The organism is Brevibacterium sp. CSND-B09 (assembly GCF_052906525.1).
In genome coordinates, this window is the sequence record NZ_JBREGI010000001.1 from 3344309 (window position 1) to 3363342 (window position 19034).

16 protein-coding genes are annotated in these 19034 nt (G+C 65.0%); 13 read left to right on the top strand and 3 right to left on the bottom strand.

From position 1 onward, the window contains the following. Nucleotides 1-137: 137 nt before the first annotated feature. Together ACU4IU_RS14960 and serA are read left to right on the top strand one after the other, a co-directional pair. On the top strand, nucleotides 138-1430 hold the full coding sequence (locus ACU4IU_RS14960; protein WP_139908478.1) for a GNAT family N-acetyltransferase: 1293 nt from the start codon (nucleotides 138-140) through the stop codon (nucleotides 1428-1430). A gap of 127 nt (nucleotides 1431-1557) precedes the next feature. Further along, a complete protein-coding gene (serA, locus tag ACU4IU_RS14965) occupies nucleotides 1558-3150 on the top strand; it encodes a phosphoglycerate dehydrogenase (protein WP_262775202.1) in 1593 nt (530 codons plus the stop codon). A gap of 21 nt (nucleotides 3151-3171) precedes the next feature. On the opposite strand, the gene ACU4IU_RS14970 is transcribed toward serA, so the two are convergent. Both ACU4IU_RS14970 and ACU4IU_RS14975 read right to left on the bottom strand, forming a co-directional pair. Beyond that, nucleotides 3172-3873: a phosphatase PAP2 family protein gene (locus tag ACU4IU_RS14970; RefSeq protein WP_446657176.1), complete on the bottom strand. Its 702-nt coding sequence runs from the start codon at nucleotides 3871-3873 to the stop codon at nucleotides 3172-3174. Further along, nucleotides 3870-4721: an HpcH/HpaI aldolase/citrate lyase family protein gene (locus ACU4IU_RS14975; RefSeq protein ID WP_139468861.1), complete on the bottom strand. Its 852-nt coding sequence runs from the start codon at nucleotides 4719-4721 to the stop codon at nucleotides 3870-3872. The genes ACU4IU_RS14970 and ACU4IU_RS14975 overlap by 4 nt, the downstream gene beginning before the upstream one ends. A gap of 298 nt (nucleotides 4722-5019) precedes the next feature. Between ACU4IU_RS14975 and ACU4IU_RS14980 the strand changes: the two genes are divergently transcribed. From ACU4IU_RS14980 to ACU4IU_RS15030, 11 genes are all read left to right on the top strand, one after another. Next, a complete protein-coding gene (locus ACU4IU_RS14980; RefSeq protein WP_139468860.1) occupies nucleotides 5020-6057 on the top strand; it encodes a 3-isopropylmalate dehydrogenase in 1038 nt (345 codons plus the stop codon). A gap of 215 nt (nucleotides 6058-6272) precedes the next feature. After that, nucleotides 6273-7364, top strand: coding sequence for a branched-chain amino acid aminotransferase (locus ACU4IU_RS14985; protein WP_139468859.1), 1092 nt, complete (start codon nucleotides 6273-6275; stop codon nucleotides 7362-7364). A gap of 133 nt (nucleotides 7365-7497) precedes the next feature. Next, the gene (locus ACU4IU_RS14990) at nucleotides 7498-8919 is read left to right on the top strand and encodes an MFS transporter (RefSeq protein WP_446657177.1); all 1422 of its coding nucleotides are present in this window, start codon (nucleotides 7498-7500) and stop codon (nucleotides 8917-8919) included. 130 nt (nucleotides 8920-9049) lie between these two features. After that, entirely contained in the window at nucleotides 9050-10807 is a 1758-nt protein-coding gene (locus tag ACU4IU_RS14995) for a DUF222 domain-containing protein (protein WP_446657178.1), read from the top strand. A 78-nt stretch (nucleotides 10808-10885) separates the two neighbouring features. Further along, nucleotides 10886-11548, top strand: coding sequence for a GNAT family N-acetyltransferase (locus ACU4IU_RS15000; RefSeq protein WP_446657179.1), 663 nt, complete (start codon nucleotides 10886-10888; stop codon nucleotides 11546-11548). A gap of 74 nt (nucleotides 11549-11622) precedes the next feature. Continuing rightward, on the top strand, nucleotides 11623-13824 hold the full coding sequence (locus ACU4IU_RS15005) for a prolyl oligopeptidase family serine peptidase (protein WP_446657180.1): 2202 nt from the start codon (nucleotides 11623-11625) through the stop codon (nucleotides 13822-13824). Between the two features lie 10 nt (nucleotides 13825-13834). Then, nucleotides 13835-14914 (top strand): lipoate--protein ligase family protein, encoded by a 1080-nt coding sequence (locus tag ACU4IU_RS15010; protein ID WP_446657181.1) that lies wholly within the window; start codon nucleotides 13835-13837, stop codon nucleotides 14912-14914. 62 nt (nucleotides 14915-14976) lie between these two features. Continuing rightward, nucleotides 14977-15714, top strand: a complete 738-nt coding sequence (locus ACU4IU_RS15015) for a Type 1 glutamine amidotransferase-like domain-containing protein (protein WP_446657182.1) — start codon at nucleotides 14977-14979, stop codon at nucleotides 15712-15714. A 93-nt stretch (nucleotides 15715-15807) separates the two neighbouring features. Further along, nucleotides 15808-16593: an FAD-dependent thymidylate synthase gene (gene thyX / locus ACU4IU_RS15020; RefSeq protein ID WP_139468853.1), complete on the top strand. Its 786-nt coding sequence runs from the start codon at nucleotides 15808-15810 to the stop codon at nucleotides 16591-16593. Between the two features lie 119 nt (nucleotides 16594-16712). Then, nucleotides 16713-17291 (top strand): maltokinase N-terminal cap-like domain-containing protein, encoded by a 579-nt coding sequence (locus tag ACU4IU_RS15025; RefSeq protein ID WP_181271654.1) that lies wholly within the window; start codon nucleotides 16713-16715, stop codon nucleotides 17289-17291. Nucleotides 17292-17372: 81 nt separating this feature from the next. Next, nucleotides 17373-17807 (top strand): HIT family protein, encoded by a 435-nt coding sequence (locus ACU4IU_RS15030; protein ID WP_446657183.1) that lies wholly within the window; start codon nucleotides 17373-17375, stop codon nucleotides 17805-17807. Nucleotides 17808-17880: 73 nt separating this feature from the next. On the opposite strand, the gene ACU4IU_RS15035 is transcribed toward ACU4IU_RS15030, so the two are convergent. Continuing rightward, complete coding sequence (locus tag ACU4IU_RS15035; RefSeq protein WP_446657184.1) at nucleotides 17881-18936, bottom strand: zinc-binding dehydrogenase; 1056 nt, start codon at nucleotides 18934-18936, stop codon at nucleotides 17881-17883. Between the last annotated feature and the right edge of the window lie 98 nt (nucleotides 18937-19034).

Here is a 19034-nt window from a genome sequence, read left to right on the forward strand (position 1 = left end):
GGATGCTTTCTCGGTCTGCGGACGGTCGGCTCCCGTGGGCGGCGATCGGCCGGTCCGTCTGGGATCTGTGAGCCCTCTGCCTAGCCTGAGCGCAATCATTCGTGGGCATGGAGGGTGATCTGGACTACTGTGGATGTGTGACGAATTACAGATTCGAAGACTTCGAGCCCACCATCGACGAAGCCGCCGGCGAGCCGGATGAGCGCACCAAGGCGTATTTCGCCTCGACGAGTGTGGGCTTCCACGACCCGCGTTCGACGGATGCGGCCCTGGTGGGCAGGGTGAAGCGGGCGATCGCCGATGGGCGCAAGCTCACCGCCGTCTACGCCGACCAGGAGTTCGGCCACGGATTGGATTCGTCGATCCCGGTCGCGACCTTCGCTTGGTTCGAGAAACTCGTCAACGTCGGCGGCGGTCGGCTGGTCCCGGGTCACCTCATCACCTGGATCACGGTGCGACCGACCCACCGGCGGCGCGGTCTGCTGCGGTCGCTGATGACCACGGACCTCGCCGAGGCGAAGGCGGCCGGCTACCCGTTCGCCGCACTGACCGCGACCGAAGGCGGAATCTACTCGCGCTTCGGCTTCGGTGTGGCGACCTGGCTGCGTTCGATCGAGGTCGACACCTCTCCCGGCTTCAAAATGGTCCGCGAACCCGATCGCCGTGTCGAGATGTGCCTGCCCAGCGAGCTGCGCGAACTCGCTCCGAAGATCTACGACCGTTTCATGCGGACCTCGCCCGGGGCGATGGAGCGCCAGCAGACCTACATCGAACGCGCCACCGGCGCCCTGAACACTGAGACGGGCGAAGAGGACCGCGGCGTCCGCGCGGCCCTGCACTTCGACGAACAGGGCGAGCCCGACGGCTATGTGTCCTACAAGTTCGCCGGCTGGTCGAAGACCCCGCCGACCGTCGACATCATCGACTTCGTGGCCGTCACCGATGCGGCCTACGCCTCCCTGTGGTCGTTCCTCGCCGCCATCGACCTGTCGACCCGCGTGACCTTTGGCGAGTCCGCCGAATACTCCCCGCTGCCGTGGCTGCTCACCGATTCCAGGCGTGTGAAGACCGTCGCGAGCGAGGACAATATCTGGATCCGCATCCTCGACGTCAAGGCCGCACTCGAAGCCCGGCCCTGGTACGTGCCCGGAACGCTGACGATCGACATCGACGATTCCCTCGACCTCGCAGGGGGACGCTTCACGATCACCTCGGATGGTGAGAGCGCCGAGGTGACCCCTGCCTCCGATTCGACGCCGGCAGATCTGGGGCTCGGCATCGCCGAGCTCGGGTCCCTGTACCTCGGCGGCGCCGATCCCGTCATCCTCGCGCGGGCCGGACGCATCGATGAGCAGACGCCGGGATCCGCCGTACTCGCCAGCGCAATGTTCAGCCTCGGTCGGGCACCGTATTCTCCGAACGGATTCTGAGCACGCCGCGGATTCTGAGCAACCCGAACGGTCTGTTGAGCGATTCTTCCCAGAATCTGAGACCTTGTGAAGGAATTATGAAAGTCTCATAAGGTGGACGCGTCCCGGACGCAACAGGAGGAAATCAGTGCCCAAGCCCGTCGTGCTCATCGCCGAAGAACTGTCACCGGCCACCATCGAAGCTCTCGGAGGAGACTTCGAGATCCGTCACACCGAGGGCGCCGACCGATCCCAGCTCCTGCCTGCCATCGCCGACGCCGATGCGATCCTCGTCCGGTCTGCCACGCAGGTCGACGCCGAAGCCATCAACGCTGCGAAGAACCTCAAGGTCATCGCCCGCGCCGGCGTCGGACTCGACAATGTCGATGTCCCCGCGGCCACCTCGGCGGGTGTCATGGTCGTCAACGCACCCACGTCGAACATCATCTCCGCAGCCGAGCTGACGATGGCCCACATCCTCGGCTCGGCTCGCTACTTCGGTGCCGGAAACACCTCGCTGAAGGCGGGGGAGTGGAACCGGAAGAAGTACACCGGCGTCGAACTCTACGAGAAGACCCTGGGCATCGTCGGCCTCGGCCGCATCGGCGGACTCGTCGCCGAACGCGCGAAGGCCTTCGGCATGCGACTCGTCGGCTACGACCCCTACATCACCCAGGCCCGCGCGGCTCAGATGGGCGTCGAGGTCCTCGACCTGCCCGGTCTGCTCGCCGTGTCCGACTTCGTCACCGTGCACATGCCGAAGACGCCGGAGACGGTCGGCATGATCAGCACCGAGGAGCTCAAGGCCGCCAAGCCCGGAGCCCGGTTCATCAACGTCGCCCGCGGCGGCATCATCGACGAGGCAGCCCTGGCCGAGGCTGTGGCCAACGGCGAGGTCGGCGGTGCCGGAATCGACGTCTGGAACGTCGAACCGCCGGAGCACTCGGCACTCATGGATCTCGATGCCGTCAACGTCACCCCGCATCTGGGCGCCTCGACTCATGAGGCCCAGGAGAAGGCCGGCGTCGCCGTGGCGAAGTCCGTGCGCAAGGCCCTGGCCGGGGAACTCGTCCCCGACGCGGTCAACGTCGCAGGCGGCGCCATCCACGAGGATGTGCGCCCGGGCATTCCCCTGGCCGAGCGTCTGGGCCGGGTCGTCAACGCTCTGGCGGACTCCTCGGTCACGCACTTCAAGGTCGAGGTCAACGGCGAGATCGCCGACAAGGACGTCTCCGTCCTCAAGCTCTCCGCGCTCAAGGGCCTGTTCAAGGACGTCGTGTCCGATCAGGTCTCCTATGTCAACGCTCCGCTGCTGGCCGAAGAGCGCGGAATCGGCGTCGAGCTCGTCACCGATCCGTACTGCGAATCGTTCCGCAACATCACCCGACTGACCGCGACGACGAGCACCGGGCAGCGCATCTCCGTGTCCGGCACGGTCACCGGTCCGAAGCTCGTGCAGAAGCTCACCGAGGTCGACGGCTACTCGCTCGAGATCGAACTGACCGACAACCTGCTGATCTTCCGCTACGAGGACCGTCCGGGAATCATCGGTCAGCTGGGTCTGGCGCTCGGTGCGAACAACGTCAACATCGCGGGAATGCAGGTCTCGCCTGCATCGACGAGCAACGAGGCGCTGTCCGTGCTCGCCGTGGATTCGGTCGTCTCGGACGAGGTCGTCAAGGCCGTGGCCGGTGCCGTGAACGCCTCGGCCTTCACCGGCGTCTCGCTCCAGGAGGACTGAGCCCCTCAGCAGAAGACCCGTTCACCCCGCAAGCCACAGAGCGAAGCGGGGTGAACGGGTCTTCTGCGCTGTCAGGGTCCAGAATTCGTCGACGAGAACGGCGACGGCGATGCCGATGAAGGCGCCGGCGATCGTGTCGGTGAGCCAATGGACCTGGAGCGCTGTCCGCGACCACATCATGCCGAGGATCCAGATTCCGGCGAGGATGAACGACCAATGGAAGCCCATCCTCGGTGCTTGTGCTTGTGCTGCCTGGGCTGCCGATCCGCGCAGCTGATGACGGCGGCAGGCGATGATGGCCAGACTCATGGCCAATGCGGCGGCGCCCATCGAATGCCCCGAGGGATAGGAGAACCCCAAGGATTCGTAGAGCTGGTCGCCGGGGCGCAGTCGGGTGACGATGGCCTTGAGGATCTCCGAGGCGGCGATGCCGGCGAGCATCGTGGTGACGAGGAAGAGCGCCGAGCGCAGGCGTCTGCGCAGCACGAAGACGCCTGTGAGCAACGCGGTGCAGATGACCACACCCGTGCCGCCGCCGACCTCGGCGAGGACGACGGCGATCCAATACGGCACCGAGCCTCTATCGAGGCCGACGAACTCCAACCAGGACTGATCGACCGGGGTGGGCCCGATGCGCTCGAGATGCAGCCACAGTCCGAAGGCGATGACGAGCAGGACGGCGGGCAGTGTTGCCCACAGCAGCCAAGGCGGCTGTCGGCTCAAGCGTTCCAGAGACCGTAGGCGTCGGCCATGGACGCGATCTTCTTGGCGCGGGCCAGGCGCGGCAGGTAGGAGCCGTCGGTGATCTCGGATCCGCCTTCGGCGGCTTCGAGCATCTGGCGGGCCCAATCGCGTTCGTCTTCGCTCGGGCTCATGGCCTCGTTGAGGGTGTTGACCTGGTCGACGGTGAGGACGAGCTTTCCGGTCATGCCCATCATGTGTGTGACTTCGGCATCGGCCCAGACCTTCTCATCATCGGCATCGGCGGCCGAAGGGCCGTCGATGGGTCCGGGAAGGCCGCCCATGCGAGAGGCGATCGTCAGGCGTGAGCGGGCATAGGCCAGAGCCATCGGATCGCCGGAGAAGCCGGTGTCCTTGCGGAAGTCATTGGTGCCGAAGGCCAGACGGAAGGTGCCGGGCGCCTCGGCGATGCGGGTGGCGTTCTCCACTCCGCGGGCCGATTCCAAGAGGGCGAGCACGGGCAGGCCGGCCTTCGCGCGCATCGCGGTGTAGGACACCTGCTCAGGGCGTTCGGTCTCGGGCAGCATGACTCCGCGCAGGCCCGGAAGCATGGCGACGGCGGCGAGGTCGTCGGCCCAGAACTCGGATTCCATCTTGTTGATCCGCACCCAGGCGGACATTCCCGAGTCGAGGGCGCGCACGACATTGTCGCGGGCTTCGATCTTCTTGTCATCGGCGACAGAAGCCTCGAGGTCGAAGATGACGGAATCCGCTTCCGAGGTCTGCGCAGGAGTGAACAGTTCCTCCCTCGCAGCATTGACGAGCAGCCAGGACCGGGAGAGTTTGGCGGGCAGAGCTGCGGCGCGGGCGTTGCGGATGATTTCGGTCAATGATCGACTTTCTCTCGGGGCTGGTTGCGGTTGGCCCCCACGGGGTTTGGGGTGCTGTCTCCATTTTCGTCCCTGCGGCGTCGGATGTGTAGCCGAGAACAGTGATTGAGACGTGAATTTGTTCATGCCGGCACACGGAGCGCGGGGCAGCGGCGGGTGCGGCGGTCGTCGTCCGAAGTGTTCGCGCCACTGTTGCGCCGACGTCGCTGCATCTCCGCCCCTCTGCGACGGCGCAGACGACGGTTCACATTGTAAGACGCTGTAGTTGTATCGTGAGATTGAGTCCTATTCTGTGAGCATGAAGTTCTCAATCGCAGTCATGCCCGGAGATGGAATCGGCAACGAGGTCGTCCCCGAAGGCCTCAAAGTCCTCAAGCGCGCCATCGAGGTGTCCGGCGAGCCCGTCGAGCTCGAGCTCACCGATTACAAGGTCGGTGCTCAGCGCTATCACGAGACCGGTGAGACGCTCACCGACGAAGAGCTCGAATCGCTGCGTGAACATGATGCCATCTTCTTCGGCGCCTGCGGAGATCCGTCCGTGCCCTCCGGCGTGCTCGAGCGCGGAGTCATCCTCAAGATGCGCTTCGGGCTGGGGCATGCTGTGAACCTGCGTCCCTCGAAGCTGTTCGCCGGAGTCACCAGCCCGCTGGCCGAGCCCGGGAAGATCGACTTCGTCGTCGTCCGCGAGGGCACCGAGGGCTCGTACACCGGATCCGGCGGTTCCGTGCGCACGGACACGCCACAGGAAGTCGCGACCGAGGTCTCGGTCAACACCTGGTACGGCGTCGAGCGCGCCGTCCGCGATGCCTTCGCCCGCGCTCAGGCGCGGAACAAGAAGCTCACCTACGTGCACAAGCACAATGTCATGGTCCACGCCGGTCACCTGTGGCGTCGCGTGGTCGAAAAGGTCGGGCAGGAATTCCCCGAGGTGGCCGTCAACTATGAGCACACCGATGCGTGCACGATCTACATGGTCACGAATCCCGAGCGCTACGACGTCATCGTCACCGACAACCTCTTCGGTGACATCCTCACCGACCTCGCAGCCGCGGTCACCGGCGGTATCGGTCTGGCAGCCTCGGGGAACCTCAACGTCGAAGGAACGGCGCCGAGCCTGTTCGAACCGATCCACGGGTCCGCTCCGGACATCGCCGGGCAGCAGATCGCCGACCCGACCGCCTCGATCCTCTCGGGGGCGCTCATGGCCTCCCATCTGGGGCTCGAGACAGTGGCCAAGGCGATCGAGACGGCCGTGGAGGCCGACCTCGCCGAGCGCGACGGAACGAAGCGGTCCACCGCTGAGGTGGGCGACGCGATCGCGGCACGCCTCGGCTGACCGGTTCGACCGCCTCGGCGAAGGGGTGAGTGGGTGACCACGGGGTCATTTCTCCGGAGGGGGCGGGTGGGTGACCATGGGGTCACCTCTGCGAGGATGAACCCAACCGAGCGACACCCGATTTCAGGTTTGACGACATCACCCCGGTGCGACGAGCGCCGGGGTGATGGACTACCCTGAAAGTGTCACTCATCACAAGTGAGAAAAGAGTTTTCATGACAGATTTCACCGTTCTTAAGAACCTCCAGCCGCAACCCGAGCTGGTGCGCGAGAACATCAAGAAGGATCCCGGCTTCGGCCAGTACTTCACCGACCACATGGCGCACATCCGCTATACGATCGATGACGGTTGGCAGGGACACGAGGTCCGGCCGTATGGTCCGCTGCTGCTCGACCCGGCAGCCGCCGTCCTCCACTATGCCCAGGAGATCTTCGAGGGGCTCAAGGCCTACCGTCATGCCGACGGATCGGTATGGACATTCCGACCCGAGCGCAATGCCGCGCGCATCAACAAGTCTGCCGAGCGTCTCGCGCTGCCGCAGCTGCCCGAAGAGGACTTCATCAACTCGCTCAAGCACCTGGTCAGCCTCGATCAGGCATGGGTTCCGACGCCGGAGTCGGACGCCGATGAGTCGAGTCTCTACCTGCGCCCGTTCATGATCGCCACGGAGCGGTTCCTCGGCGTGCGGGCGAGCCACGAGGTCGACTACTACGTCATCGCCTCACCGGCCGGACCCTACTTCTCCGGCGGCATCAAGCCGGTGTCGATCTGGCTCTCGCCGAAGCTCAAGCGCGCCGGCGCGGGCGGCACCGGATTCGCCAAGTGCGGCGGCAACTATGCATCGTCGCTGGTGGCGACCAACGAGGCGGCCGCCAAGGGCTGCCAGCAGGTGCTGTTCACCGACTCGGTGGAGAACAAGTACATCGACGAGCTCGGCGGCATGAACCTCATGCTCGTGACGAGGAGCGGCAAGCTGCTCACCCCGGCGCTGAGCGATTCGATCCTCGACGGTGTCACCCGCCGTTCGCTGCTCGAACTGGCTCCTCAGCTTGGACTCGAAGCTGAAGAGCGTCAAATCTCCATCGAGGAGTGGCGCGAGGGCGCGGCCAGCGGCGAGATCGTCGAGGCGTTCGCCTGCGGCACCGCCGCGGTCATCACGCCGATCAGCAAGCTCGTCAGCGAAGACTTCACCATCGACCATGGTGAAGAGGCCGGTGAGAAGACCATGGAGCTGCGCAAGACGCTGCTCGGCATCCAGTACGGACGCGTCGAGGACAAGAACAACTGGCTCGTGCGGCTGGCCTGAGGGGCGGGGCTCTGGAGGGCCGGGCGTCGCGATGATCGCGGAGTCCGGCCCTTTGTGTCAGTCCGTCTGCTGTTGCGGAGCCGTTGATTACGGGGTGACCGGTCGGCAGTTATTTTACTCAGCTGTGCGTTAAATGGGGTACTGTGTCTTCGTGCACACGACCACCTCGGCGTCGGTACCGACAGCCTCCGAAGTCATCGCTCACCTGCCATGGAAGTGGCGCACTCAAGGTGCCATCTTCATCATCGGCGGGCTCGGTTTCATGTTCGACGCATGGGACGTCGCCCTCAACGGATTCCTCATTCCGCTGCTCAGCGACTATTGGAGTCTCACCGTCGGCCAGGCCGCCTGGATCGCGACCGCCAACCTCATCGGCATGGCACTTGGTGCCTTCATCTGGGGCGGCATCGCTGACGTCATCGGTCGGAAGAAGGCCTTCACTCTCACGCTCCTTGTGTTCTCGATCTTCACCGTCGCCGGAGCCTTCGCGCCCGCATATGGGTGGTTCATCCTCTTCCGCTTCTTTGCGGGATTCGGGCTCGGCGGATGTATCCCCGTCGACTACGCCCTCGTCGGGGAGTTCACTCCCAGCCGTCACCGCGGACGCGTGCTCACGGCTATGGACGGCTGGTGGCCGATCGGCGCCTCGCTCTGTGCGTTCGTGTCGGCTTACCTCCTCGGCTTCGGGGACTGGCGCCTGATCATGCTCGTCATGATCGTGCCGGCTCTGTTGACGGTGGCGGTGCGTTTCGGGATTCCGGAATCACCTCTCTATCTGGCCTCGGTCGGACGCTACGCAGAGGCCGATGCGATCATCAAGCGACTGGTCGAGCGCACCGGCGCCGACGTGCGTGAGTGGACACACGAGCCGGTCGGAGGGACTGCTGCGACGCCGACCTCGAGTGCAGAGCCCAAGGTAGGTGGGCAGCTGCGTGCGGCCAGTGGTCAGCTGGTGCAGCTGTGGCAGCATTCCGCGAGAACGACTCTCGTCGCCTGGTCGCTGTTCGTCTCCGTCCTTCTTGTCTACTATGCGGCGCTGACATGGCTGCCGGGGATCCTCAAGAAGCAGGGGCTGGCCGATCAGGCGGCATTCCTCGTCACCGGGTCGATGACAGCGGTGGGCATCCTCGGTGTGATCGTCTCCGCGCTCATCGTCGAACGATTCGGTCGCAAATGGGTGCTCGGGGTCTCGTCGATCGTGGCCGCGATCCTCCTCGTCGGATCGGCAGTGTTCATCGAAGCCTCCGGCGCCGACCTCACCTGGACCGCGAAGGCTGCAATCATCGGGTTCGGCTTCGTCATCCAGATCGCCATCCCGACGCTCTACACCTACGTTTCCGAGCTCTATCCCACCCGCCTGCGCGGATCCGGATTCGGATGGGCCTCGGCAGCGTCTCGACTGGCGACAGGAATCGCCCCGATCGTCTTCGGTGCGTTCATGTGGCCCGTGCTCGGCTTGACCCTGACGTTCGTCCTCACAGGAGTGCTCGTGGTCGTCGCCGTGCTGCTCATGGGCTTCCTCGCCCGAGAGACCACCGGCGAAGAACTGAGCTGAGGCAGCCGCGAAAGCAGCGGGGTAGCTCCACCTCGAACCGATTGGCAACGGATCTGCTTCCATGAAGCTGTGACCTGCACAGATGGTCGCGCGAAATCTCGTGTCAGTGGCGAACGATAGTGTTCTGGGCATGGAGGCAAAGCAGGTTCCAGACGTGCTCACCGAGATCGCTCGGTGGTGTGAGAGCCTGTCCGATTTGCCTCCGGCTGCGACCGAGGAAGAAGCGATCGATCGCATCTCGGCACTCGAGGAGCTGACCTCCGCCTGCGCCGCCGCGCAGGCCCGCGAAACCCTGACGTTCGATATGCACCGCAGGAATCGGGAAGCCGAAGACGGAGTCCCGAGCAAGAAGCAGGGACTCGGAGTCGGTGCGGAGATCGGCTTGGCCAGAAAGGTCTCCCGGCACCGTGGCAACGCGCTGCTCAAATTCTCTCGGACCCTGCTCTTGGATCTGCCCAATGTCTACAGGGCGATGAAAGGTGGCGACATCTCGGAGGAGAAGGCCCGCACGGTCGCAAAGGAATGCGACTGGCTTCCCCGGGAGAAGAAGCACGAGCTCGACGAGCGGATGGCCGGACGCCTCGCCGAGGTGGGTGTCAGACGACTGGGCAACGAAGTGAGGGCTCTCGCACAGAGGCTCGATCAGCAGGCTGCGGTCGACCACCTCGAGCGCTGTATCGAAGAGCGCTCGGTCAGTGTGCGTCCGGCACCGGGAAATATGGCTTACCTGACCGCTCTGCTGCCGATGTCGCAGGCTGTCGCCGCATTCGCCAACCTCAAGAAGTCGGCGCAGACTGCCATCGCCGCAGGCAACGCTGATGGCCGTGGTCAGAATCAGATCGCTGCCGACCTCTTGGTCGAGCGACTGACCGGGCAGGCTGCTGCTGCGGCAGTGCCCACCGAAGTCCACCTCATCATGCAGGACAGCAGTCTTTTCGGGCCCGGGGAAGAATCGGCGTGGTTCCCCGGAGTCGGCCCGATCCCGGCTCAAGCCGCCAGGGCCGTCGTTGCCGAAAACGAGGCCGCCACCTTCATCCGCAGGCTCTACACACGACCCGAAGACGGGCAGCTCGTGAGGATGGACTCGCGCCGCAGGGAATTCTCCGGGCTGCTTCGACGCATGGTCATCTTCCGCGACGACGTCTGCCGCTCGCCCTGGTGCGAGGCACCCATCCAGCACGCCGATCATGCCGACGCGGCTGCCGGCGGCGGCGAAACCGATTGGGACAACGCCTCTGGACTGTGCGCGGCCTGCAACTATCTCAAAGAACTCAGCGGTTGGCGCCACAAGGCAACGGCCGACGCCCTCGAAGTCGTCACGCCGACCGGCCACCACTACAGGACCCGCACCAAACCACTCAGCGGCCCCGATCCCGGACGCGCCTCTGGTCAAGACGAGGGATTCGGTGCGAGGCATGGCCCCGGCCAACAGGATCCTCCTGATCAGCAGCACGATCGGGAACGGCAGCAACTTCCCGGTCGACAACACGGTCCTGAGCCGGGACGAGGCTATGGTCCCGAAACGGGACGCGGGCCGGCTCAAGCAGCGGAGGCGACGGCGTCGACCGGTGACGGAGCTCGTGCCGCGCCGCTCGGCGAGGAAACACGTGCCGTGCCGCCCGGCGACGGAACCCGTGCCGCGCCGCCGGACGACAGAGCTCGTGCCGTTCCCCCGAGCGACCGTGACGGTGCTTCACCAGACGAAGCCGAACACGCGTTTTCGGTGCTGATCCCATGGCGGTACGTTCGCCGGACCTCGCAGCCGGCAACCGTCGAAGTCGGCGGAACCACCATCGGAATCGATATCTTTGATGCCGACGAACGCCCGATGAGTCCCACCGAAGAACTCCTCTGCGCCGCAATCCTCGAACACCGAGGCAGGCTGTGAACCGAGACTGCCGAAGCGATGACAAGTGGTCACCGAAAATTCAACTGCCCGCACCATCACGGGACTATGGTGATAGTCATGAACGACCTCAACGGGCAGCCGTCGCCCGCTGACCACATCGCGCCCTCCGGCCAAGCAGACGTTCCCGTGGTCGAAATCGTGTGGGGGATGCCGACGGGAATGGGTCCGTTGTGGCAGGGCATGCCCTCGGGGCCGGGAATCACCGGAGTCCTCCCGCCCCGCAGCGAGGTCGAAGCAATCTATGGGGCCGCTGCCGCCGAACCGCCGCTGAACGAGGACCCGAGGTTCGCGGCGGTGTTCGCCGACGTCTACGAAGTCTCCGTCCGCAACGGACAGGTCCTCATGACATTGACGCGGACCCAGCCCGACGGACGGCTGAGCTCATTCGCCTACGGCCACCATTGGAAATGGGAAGAACAGAAATATCCGTGGGCATTCGAACTGCAGCGCCGCCTCGGAGTGGCTTCGACCGAACTCGAATCGACCTTCGCTCTCAACCTGCTCGCCCGTGATCCGAACCGGCGCGAACGAGGTTTGGGACGGCGCACTCTCGAGGCGTGGATCGGGGAGGTCGGACGCTTCGGCTGTTGGCTGCAGACCGACGATATCGACAGCCCGGCACGACGGCTCTACGAGGAACTCGGCTTCACCGAACTCGGCCACGGGCCTGAGGCTCCCAACGGGCACCCCGGATTGGTCATGTTCCGCAGCCCGCGGTGAGAAATCCCCGTCAGAACAGTTCCTCGTCAGCGGCACCAAGCGGCTGAGTCAGCGGCGGTCACTAGGATGGGGTCATGCGTGAAGAAGACTCCCCAAAGACGGCCTCGACGGTGAACGCCGAACTGCCCGACGACGAAAACCTCTGGCTCGAAGACATCTACGGCGAGGAGCAGATCGCCTGGGTGAAGGACCAGAACGCGAAGACCCTCGAGCGATTCCACGATGGACTCTTCGACGACATCTCCGATGATCTGCGCATCGCACTGGACTCCGACGACCGCATCCCGATGGTCACCAAACGCGGGGACCACTTCTATAACTTCTGGCGGGACAAGACGAACCCGAAGGGCCTGTGGCGACGCACCTCCTGGGACAGCTACCGCACGGCCACCCCCGACTGGGAAGTGCTGCTCGACCTCGACGAACTGGCCGCAGAGGAAGACACCGCCTGGGTCTGGTCAGGAGCGATGGTGCGCCGCAGCGACAACCGCCGCGCACTCGTCCTCCTCTCCCCGGACGGAGGTGACTCACACCGAGTCCGCGAATTCGACCTCGACGACCGCGCCTTCGTCGACGGCGGCTTCGACATCCCCGCCGCCAAGACGCGGTTGGCCTGGCTCGACGACGACACCGTGCTCGTCGCCACCGAAACCGACGCCGACTCACTGACGACCTCGTCCTACCCACGCCAAGCCCGAGCGCTCCGCCGCGGTCAGAGCCTCGACGACGCCCCGATCGTCGCCGAAGTGCCGCGCGACCACGTGGCGATCTTCGTCGGCAGCGACATCCGTCCCGACACCGAGGCCACCGACCGCGCCGTCATCATCGACGCCATCGACTTCTTCAACTCGACGATGAGCTTCCTCGACCTCGCCGACATCACGGGCGCAGACGGTTCGCTGTCAGTCGAACCGACGGCATGGGCCGACGCGCTCAACAGGGTCGACGTCCCCACCGACGTCGAGGTCGGCTTCGAGCGCGACCTCGTGCTCTTCCGACCCCAGTCGACGTGGACGTCCGCCACCACCGAGGTGGCCGCCGGCGGCCTCGCCATCGCCGATATCGATGCAGTCAAGTCAGGCGAGATCGCTCCGCGCGTGATCTTCACCCCCGACGCCCACACCTCCCTGCAGTCCTTCACCTTCACCCGGGACTACCTCGTGCTAGAGCTGCTCGCCGACGTACAGTCGAAGCTCACGGTCCTCGACCTGAACAACGGCTTCGCCGAATCCGCACTGCCCGGAGTCCCGGCCAACCATATGGTCGGCCTCGGCGCGGTCGACAAGTACGACCCGGCCACCGCCAACGACTTCTGGATGGTCAGCACCGGCTTCCTCACGCCCTCGACATTGTCGTACGGCACCTTGGGCCCCTCGGACGAAGCTGCGGGAACGAACGAGTCCACCATCGAGGTGATCAAGTCAGCCCCGGCGATGTTCGATGCCGAAGGGCTGAGCGTCGAACAGCACTTCGCCACCAGCGCCGACGGGACGAAGATCCCGTACTTCCAGATCGGAGCCGACGACCTCCCGCTCGACGGAGAGAATCCCACCCTGCTCGACGGCTACGGCGGCTTCGAAGTCAGCCGCACTCCCGGATACTCACCCGTCGTCGGCATCGGCTGGCTCAGCCGCAGCACCACCGGCAACACCCTCCCGGCAGGTCGCCGAGGCGTCTATGTCCTCGCGAACATCCGCGGCGGAGGCGAATACGGACCCGAATGGCACACCTCGGCGATGCGGGAGAACCGCATGCGCTGTTATGAGGACCACTCGGCCGTGGCACGCGACCTCATCGCCCGCGGAGTGACGAGCCCGAAGACGCTCGCCTGCGCCGGCGGATCCAACGGGGGCCTGCTGGTGGGCAATATGCTCACCCAATATCCCGAGCTCTTCGGTGCTGTGTCCTGCGGCGTTCCGCTGCTGGACATGGCCCGATACACGAAGCTCAGCGCCGGCTATTCGTGGAAGGCCGAGTACGGAGACCCGGACGTGGCCGAGGACTGGGCGTTCATCAGAGAGTTCTCTCCCTACCACCTCCTCGAGGACGGTCAGGCCTATCCGCCGGTGCTGTTCTGGACGGCCACGTCGGATGATCGGGTGGGGCCGGTGCAGGCACGAAAGATGGGCGCCCGGATGCAGGCGCACGGAATCGAGAACGTGTGGTTCTTCGAAGACACCGAAGGCGGACATTCCGCCGCTTCGGACAATGAACAGACCGCATTCACCCGTGCGCTGAGCTACCGGTTCATGTGGAACGCACTGACAGGGGAGTAGGTTGGGAGACATGACGAACGAGACGCAGCACTTCCACGGCGAATACAAGGTCATCGGCGGCAAACTCGTCGTCGCCGATGTCACCACCGACGGTCAGACCATCACCGAGGTGAAGATCTCCGGGGACTTCTTCCTCGAACCCGAGGAAGCCTATTTCGACCTGGCGCCGGCCCTCGTCGGCGCCAGCGTCACCGCCGATAATGCGGCACTGCGCGGCCGTCTCGACGAGGCTCTGGCCGGATACGGTTCGGAACTGGCGATGCACGGCTTCTCCACCGCCGATATCGCCACCGTCGTGCGCCGAGCGTTGGGTTCGGCGGCGAACTTCACTGACTTCGACTGGCAGGTCATTCGCGGCGAGGTGCTGCCGACTCAGCTCAATGTGGCACTTGATCAGGTCCTGCTCGAGGAAGTTGCGGCAGGTCGTCGTCAGCCGACTCTGCGGTTCTGGGAGTGGGAGGACACGGCCTCCGTCATCGGGGCCTTCCAGTCCTACGTCAACGAGCTGCGGCCCGAAGGCGTGGAGAAGTACGACGTTCAGGTCGTGCGTCGCATCTCGGGCGGAGGTGCGATGTTCATGGAGGGCGGCAACTGCATCACCTATTCGATGTTCGTCCCGCCTGCCCTCGTCGCCGGCCTCGACTATGAGGAGTCGTATGTGTTCCTCGACCAGTGGGTGCTCGCGGCGCTGAAGACCCTCGGCGTGGAGGCATTCTACAAGCCGATCAACGACATCTCCTCGACCGGAGGCAAGATCGGCGGTGCCGCACAGAAGCGCAATCGCGACGGCACGCTGCTCCACCACGCGACGATGAGCTACGACATCGACGCGGACAAGATGGTCGAAGTTCTGCGCATCGGCGAAGCGAAGATCTCCGACAAGGGAGTGGCGAGCGCGAAGAAGCGCGTCGATCCGCTGCGGAGTCAGACCGGTGAGGCGCGCAAAGACATCATCGATGTCATGGCGGACACCTTCGCCACCCGCTACGGGGCCACTTACGGCACCTACACGGAGGAGGAACTCAAGCGGGCCCAGGAACTCGTCGATGAGAAGTTCGGAACCGAGAAGTGGACGCACCGAGTGCCGTGAGCACCTCTGAATCCACCGCTTTCCGGGGCACGATAGTGGCCCTCGGCGGTGGTGGATTCTCGATGTCCGCGACCGGGGAATCGGCCATTGATGACGAGCTGGTGCGCATGGCCGCCAGACGGATCCGCGCCGGCACTGAGGACGAGACCGGTGCTCAGAGCGACTTCGGCGCCTCTGTTGGACTCCCACACGTCTGCTTCGTCCCGACGGCATCCGGTGACAGCCGCGACTATATCGAGAGGTTCGAAGCGGCATTCGAGGCGCTGGCGCGAACCCATGTCCTCTCCCTGTTCGGGCAGAGTCCGTGGGACTACCAAGATCCGGCAATGCTGCTCGACATGGACCTCATCTACGTCGGCGGCGGCTCCACGGCGAACCTGCTCAGCCTCTGGCGGAGGCATGGCGTCGACCAACGGATGAGAGAAGCGGCCGCCGGAGGAACGATCCTTGCCGGCATCAGCGCCGGTGCAAACTGCTGGTTCGAGGCATCCTCGACGGATTCGTTCGGTCCGCTGGCACCGCTGAACTACGGGCTCGGCTTCCTGCGGGGGAGTGCCTGCCCGCACTTCCATGGAGAACCCGGACGGAAGGAATCCTTCCGGGAATGGATCGCACAGGGCCGACTTCCGGGCCCCGGAATCGCCATCGATGATCATGCCGCGGTCGTATACGTCGACGGTGCGGCCACCTCGGTGATGGTGGAATCTGCAGGGGCGCAGGCGTTCGTCGTTGATACGGGCGGTCGCCTGCACAACCTCGACGAACACCGCCCCGTCGCACTTGTCAGCCAAGACGGTTGAGGCGAGGAGAATTTCGGTGCGGACCGGTCGCCGCAACCAGCCGGGCTGTCTGTAGGATTGGGAATCAATCACGTCCCCTTCACTAGGAGAGCCATGCGCCAGGTCGAACCGTCCGTTGAACTGCTCGCCAAGCCCAATATCGATTGGGAAGCGATGAGGACTTACCTCGACGAGGTGGGCGGAACCTCCTGGGCGGACCGGGTCGAAGATGCGGAATCTCCCGACGCCGAGGATCTCCTCGAGTTCTCCGGACGCATGTGCTACCGCTCGTGGGAGCCGGGACTCAACCCGAACGTCTCGCGGGTGCGCACCGATTCCGCGCAGTACCTCGGCAACGTCGTGAAGTCCCAGCACGGATCCGTGCTCGAACACGCGAACTTCACCTTCGTCCTCCACAACGTCTCGCGGGTGCTCACCCACGAACTCATCCGCCACCGCGCAGGATCGGCGTTCTCGCAGGAATCGCTGCGCTACGTCCGCCTCACGGACATCCCATTCTGGTTCCCCGAGTGGGCCCGCGAAGATCCCGAACTCATGGAACGCAGCCTCAAGGTCCTCGACACCCTCGAGGAGCACCAGCAGTGGATGGCCGATCATTTCGAGCTTGACGAGGAGGGCACGAAGTTCTCCCACAAGAAGCACATGACCTCGTTCATGCGCCGCTTCGCCCCCGAGGGCCTGGCGACCGGAATCGTCTACACCGCGAACCTGCGTTCTCTGCGCCACGTCATCGAAATGCGCACTGCGAAGGGCGCTGAAGAGGAGATCCGCCTCATCTTCAACAAGATCGGCGAGGTCATGCGCGAAGAGGCACCGGCAGTCTTCGCCGACTACGAAGTCGTCGACGGAGAATGGATCCCCGGCACGCGCAAGGCCTGAGACCACGCAAGGCCTGTTGCGAAGCGTCCGGAGACCTCCGAGCGCCTCACACCTACAGACACCTGAACCGCCCAGCCACACCTGACGCCGACGTCAGACAGATTTCAGGAGGAACCGTCATGGCAGATATCTACGCAGCTCAGCTCAATCCCGGCAAGCTCGACGTCGTCACCGACTGGGTTGCCAAGCAGGACTGGGCCGCCGAGCTCGACCTCGCGGCGAACCCGCTCGAGACTGTTACCGCGTACCGCTTCGACGACCCTGCCGGCGAAGTGGGCATCGAGATCCACATCGTGAAGAGCGGCGACCAGCTGCTGCAGGTGCCGCTGACCTACCGCGGAGCACCGCTCGAAGGCGCCGACGAAGCATTCGTGGCGAACATGGATCACTCGGTGCTCGGCAAGCGGTGGGTCTACGCCGGCATGGGCGACCCGCTGTTCCGGCAGCGCCTCGACCACACCATCGCCACCGCGTCGACCGCAGCGAAGCAGTACCGCGTCGATGCTGAGGGCAACCGGGGCGAAGAGATCACCGAGGTGGCCCACGCCTTCGGGACGGGACCTCTGCCGGGTGCCGGCGACGTCGAGATCCTCTACCGCCTGTCGCCCGAGTCTCCGGCGGAGAAGTCCGACGCCGGTCTGCTGTTGGGCCGCTGGGACGGTCAGGACACGAATGTCGTCCTCGCCATCATGGTCTGAGGGCTCGTCAGCACGATCTGAGGGACTCGACCCAGCACCGAACTGGACAAGTGACTGACAGCAGGGGAGGAATCGGAACTCATGAGCAGCGACTGCATCTTCTGCCAGATCGTCGCAGGTGACGCACCGAGTGCGCCGATCGCCGAGACCGAGTCGACCTTCGCGTTCATGGACATCCAGCCCGGGTCGGACGGGCATCTGCTCGTCGTGCCGAAACGTCACAGCACGGACCTGCGGGACATCCCGGCCGAAGATCTGTCTGCGGTGGCGCTCGAATCCCAGCGCATCGCCAAGCACGCTTTCGATGCATGGGGAGCCGATGGCGTCAATCTCCTCAACTGCTGTGGTGCCGAGGCGTGGCAGACGGTCTTCCACTTCCATATGCACGTCATTCCGCGCTACCGGGATAGGGACAAAGACCACCTGCGGCTGCCGTTCGAACCCGGTATCCGCGGGAATCAGGAACTCATCGGATCGCTGGCCGCGAGTATGCGGGAGTCATTCGGCGACGAGTGAGGCATTGCCGTGACCGCCGCCGTTGCGCTCGACCTCGCCGAGGCGAGGCTCAGTGCCCGGGCCGTCGGCCGTCTCACCTGGCCAAGTCGATGATCGTCATCCCCGCCGAGGCAGAGGGTGACCCCATCGCCTCCATCGCCGCGGGCGCCTCGTCGAGTCCGATGACAGTAGTGACCAGCTCCTGCGGACGCAATCGTCCCTGAACGACAAGGTCCACGAGCTCTGGGTACTCGGCCGCAGCCATTCCGTGCGAGCCGAGCACGCTGAGCTCGAGAGCGATCACGCGCGGCAGATCGACGACCGGCTCCGCGGGCAGCAGCCCGATCTGCACATGCCGACCCAAGGGTGCCAGAGCACCGATCGCCGCCCGGATCGTGTCCTCCCTGCCCAGGGCATCAACGGTCACAGCCACCCCGTCGGGATCGGTCGACGCGAACTGCGCGACCACCTCGGCGCTCAGCTCCTCAGGGCTGAGATCCCGAGCATTGACGCATCGTGCGGCACCGAACTCACGGGCGGATTCCAAGGCCGCATCGCTGACGTCGATGGCGATCACCTTCGCACCGTGGGCCCCGGCGATCATGATTGTCGACAGTCCCACCCCGCCGCAGCCGAAGACGGCGACAGTCTCGTCCGCGGCAAGGCGAGCCCGCACTCGCAGACCATGGAAGGCCGTGGCGAATCGACATCCGAGCCCGACGACGGCCGCGGCCGGCAGGTCCTCGGGCACGGCCACGAGGTTGGCATCGGCATTGTGGATGACGACCTGATCCGCCCACGACCCGAAATGCGTGAATCCCGGTTGGGTCTGATCGGGGCACACCTGCGCATTGCCGGAAACGCACCACCGGCAGCTGCCGCAACCGCACACAAAAGGAACAGTCACCCGTTGGCCGACGTGGAAGTCCTGTACGCCCACACCCGCCGAGGCGACCCGACCGACCAGCTCATGCCCGGGCACGTGGGGCAGAGTGATCGTCGAATCGTGGCCGGCCCACGCGTGATGGTCGCTGCGGCACACCCCGGTGGCTTCGACGTCGATGACGACGCCCGCACCAGGTGCGGTCGGGGCGGGAATGTCCGTGAGTTCGGGACGGACGGAGAACTGGTCGAAGAGGACGGCACGCATACCGCCGATCGTAGGCTCGCCGGTGCCGCGACCGCGCAGACGTCCACGAAATGGCGCGGCCGCAGCGACCGGTCAGCACAGCGGGCCCGGCGCAGCCG

Coding starts and splice junctions, on each gene's coding strand:
- ACU4IU_RS15000 (WP_446657179.1), top strand. CDS start 10,886: ATGAACGACCTCAACGGGCAGCCGTCGCCCGCTGACCACATCGCGCCC.
- ACU4IU_RS14980 (WP_139468860.1), top strand. CDS start 5,020: ATGAAGTTCTCAATCGCAGTCATGCCCGGAGATGGAATCGGCAACGAG.
- ACU4IU_RS14985 (WP_139468859.1), top strand. CDS start 6,273: ATGACAGATTTCACCGTTCTTAAGAACCTCCAGCCGCAACCCGAGCTG.
- ACU4IU_RS15025 (WP_181271654.1), top strand. CDS start 16,713: ATGGCAGATATCTACGCAGCTCAGCTCAATCCCGGCAAGCTCGACGTC.
- ACU4IU_RS14995 (WP_446657178.1), top strand. CDS start 9,050: ATGGAGGCAAAGCAGGTTCCAGACGTGCTCACCGAGATCGCTCGGTGG.
- ACU4IU_RS15010 (WP_446657181.1), top strand. CDS start 13,835: ATGACGAACGAGACGCAGCACTTCCACGGCGAATACAAGGTCATCGGC.
- ACU4IU_RS15015 (WP_446657182.1), top strand. CDS start 14,977: ATGTCCGCGACCGGGGAATCGGCCATTGATGACGAGCTGGTGCGCATG.
- ACU4IU_RS15035 (WP_446657184.1), bottom strand. CDS start 18,936: ATGCGTGCCGTCCTCTTCGACCAGTTCTCCGTCCGTCCCGAACTCACG.
- ACU4IU_RS15005 (WP_446657180.1), top strand. CDS start 11,623: ATGCGTGAAGAAGACTCCCCAAAGACGGCCTCGACGGTGAACGCCGAA.
- ACU4IU_RS14990 (WP_446657177.1), top strand. CDS start 7,498: ATGGGGTACTGTGTCTTCGTGCACACGACCACCTCGGCGTCGGTACCG.
- ACU4IU_RS15030 (WP_446657183.1), top strand. CDS start 17,373: ATGAGCAGCGACTGCATCTTCTGCCAGATCGTCGCAGGTGACGCACCG.
- thyX (WP_139468853.1), top strand. CDS start 15,808: ATGCGCCAGGTCGAACCGTCCGTTGAACTGCTCGCCAAGCCCAATATC.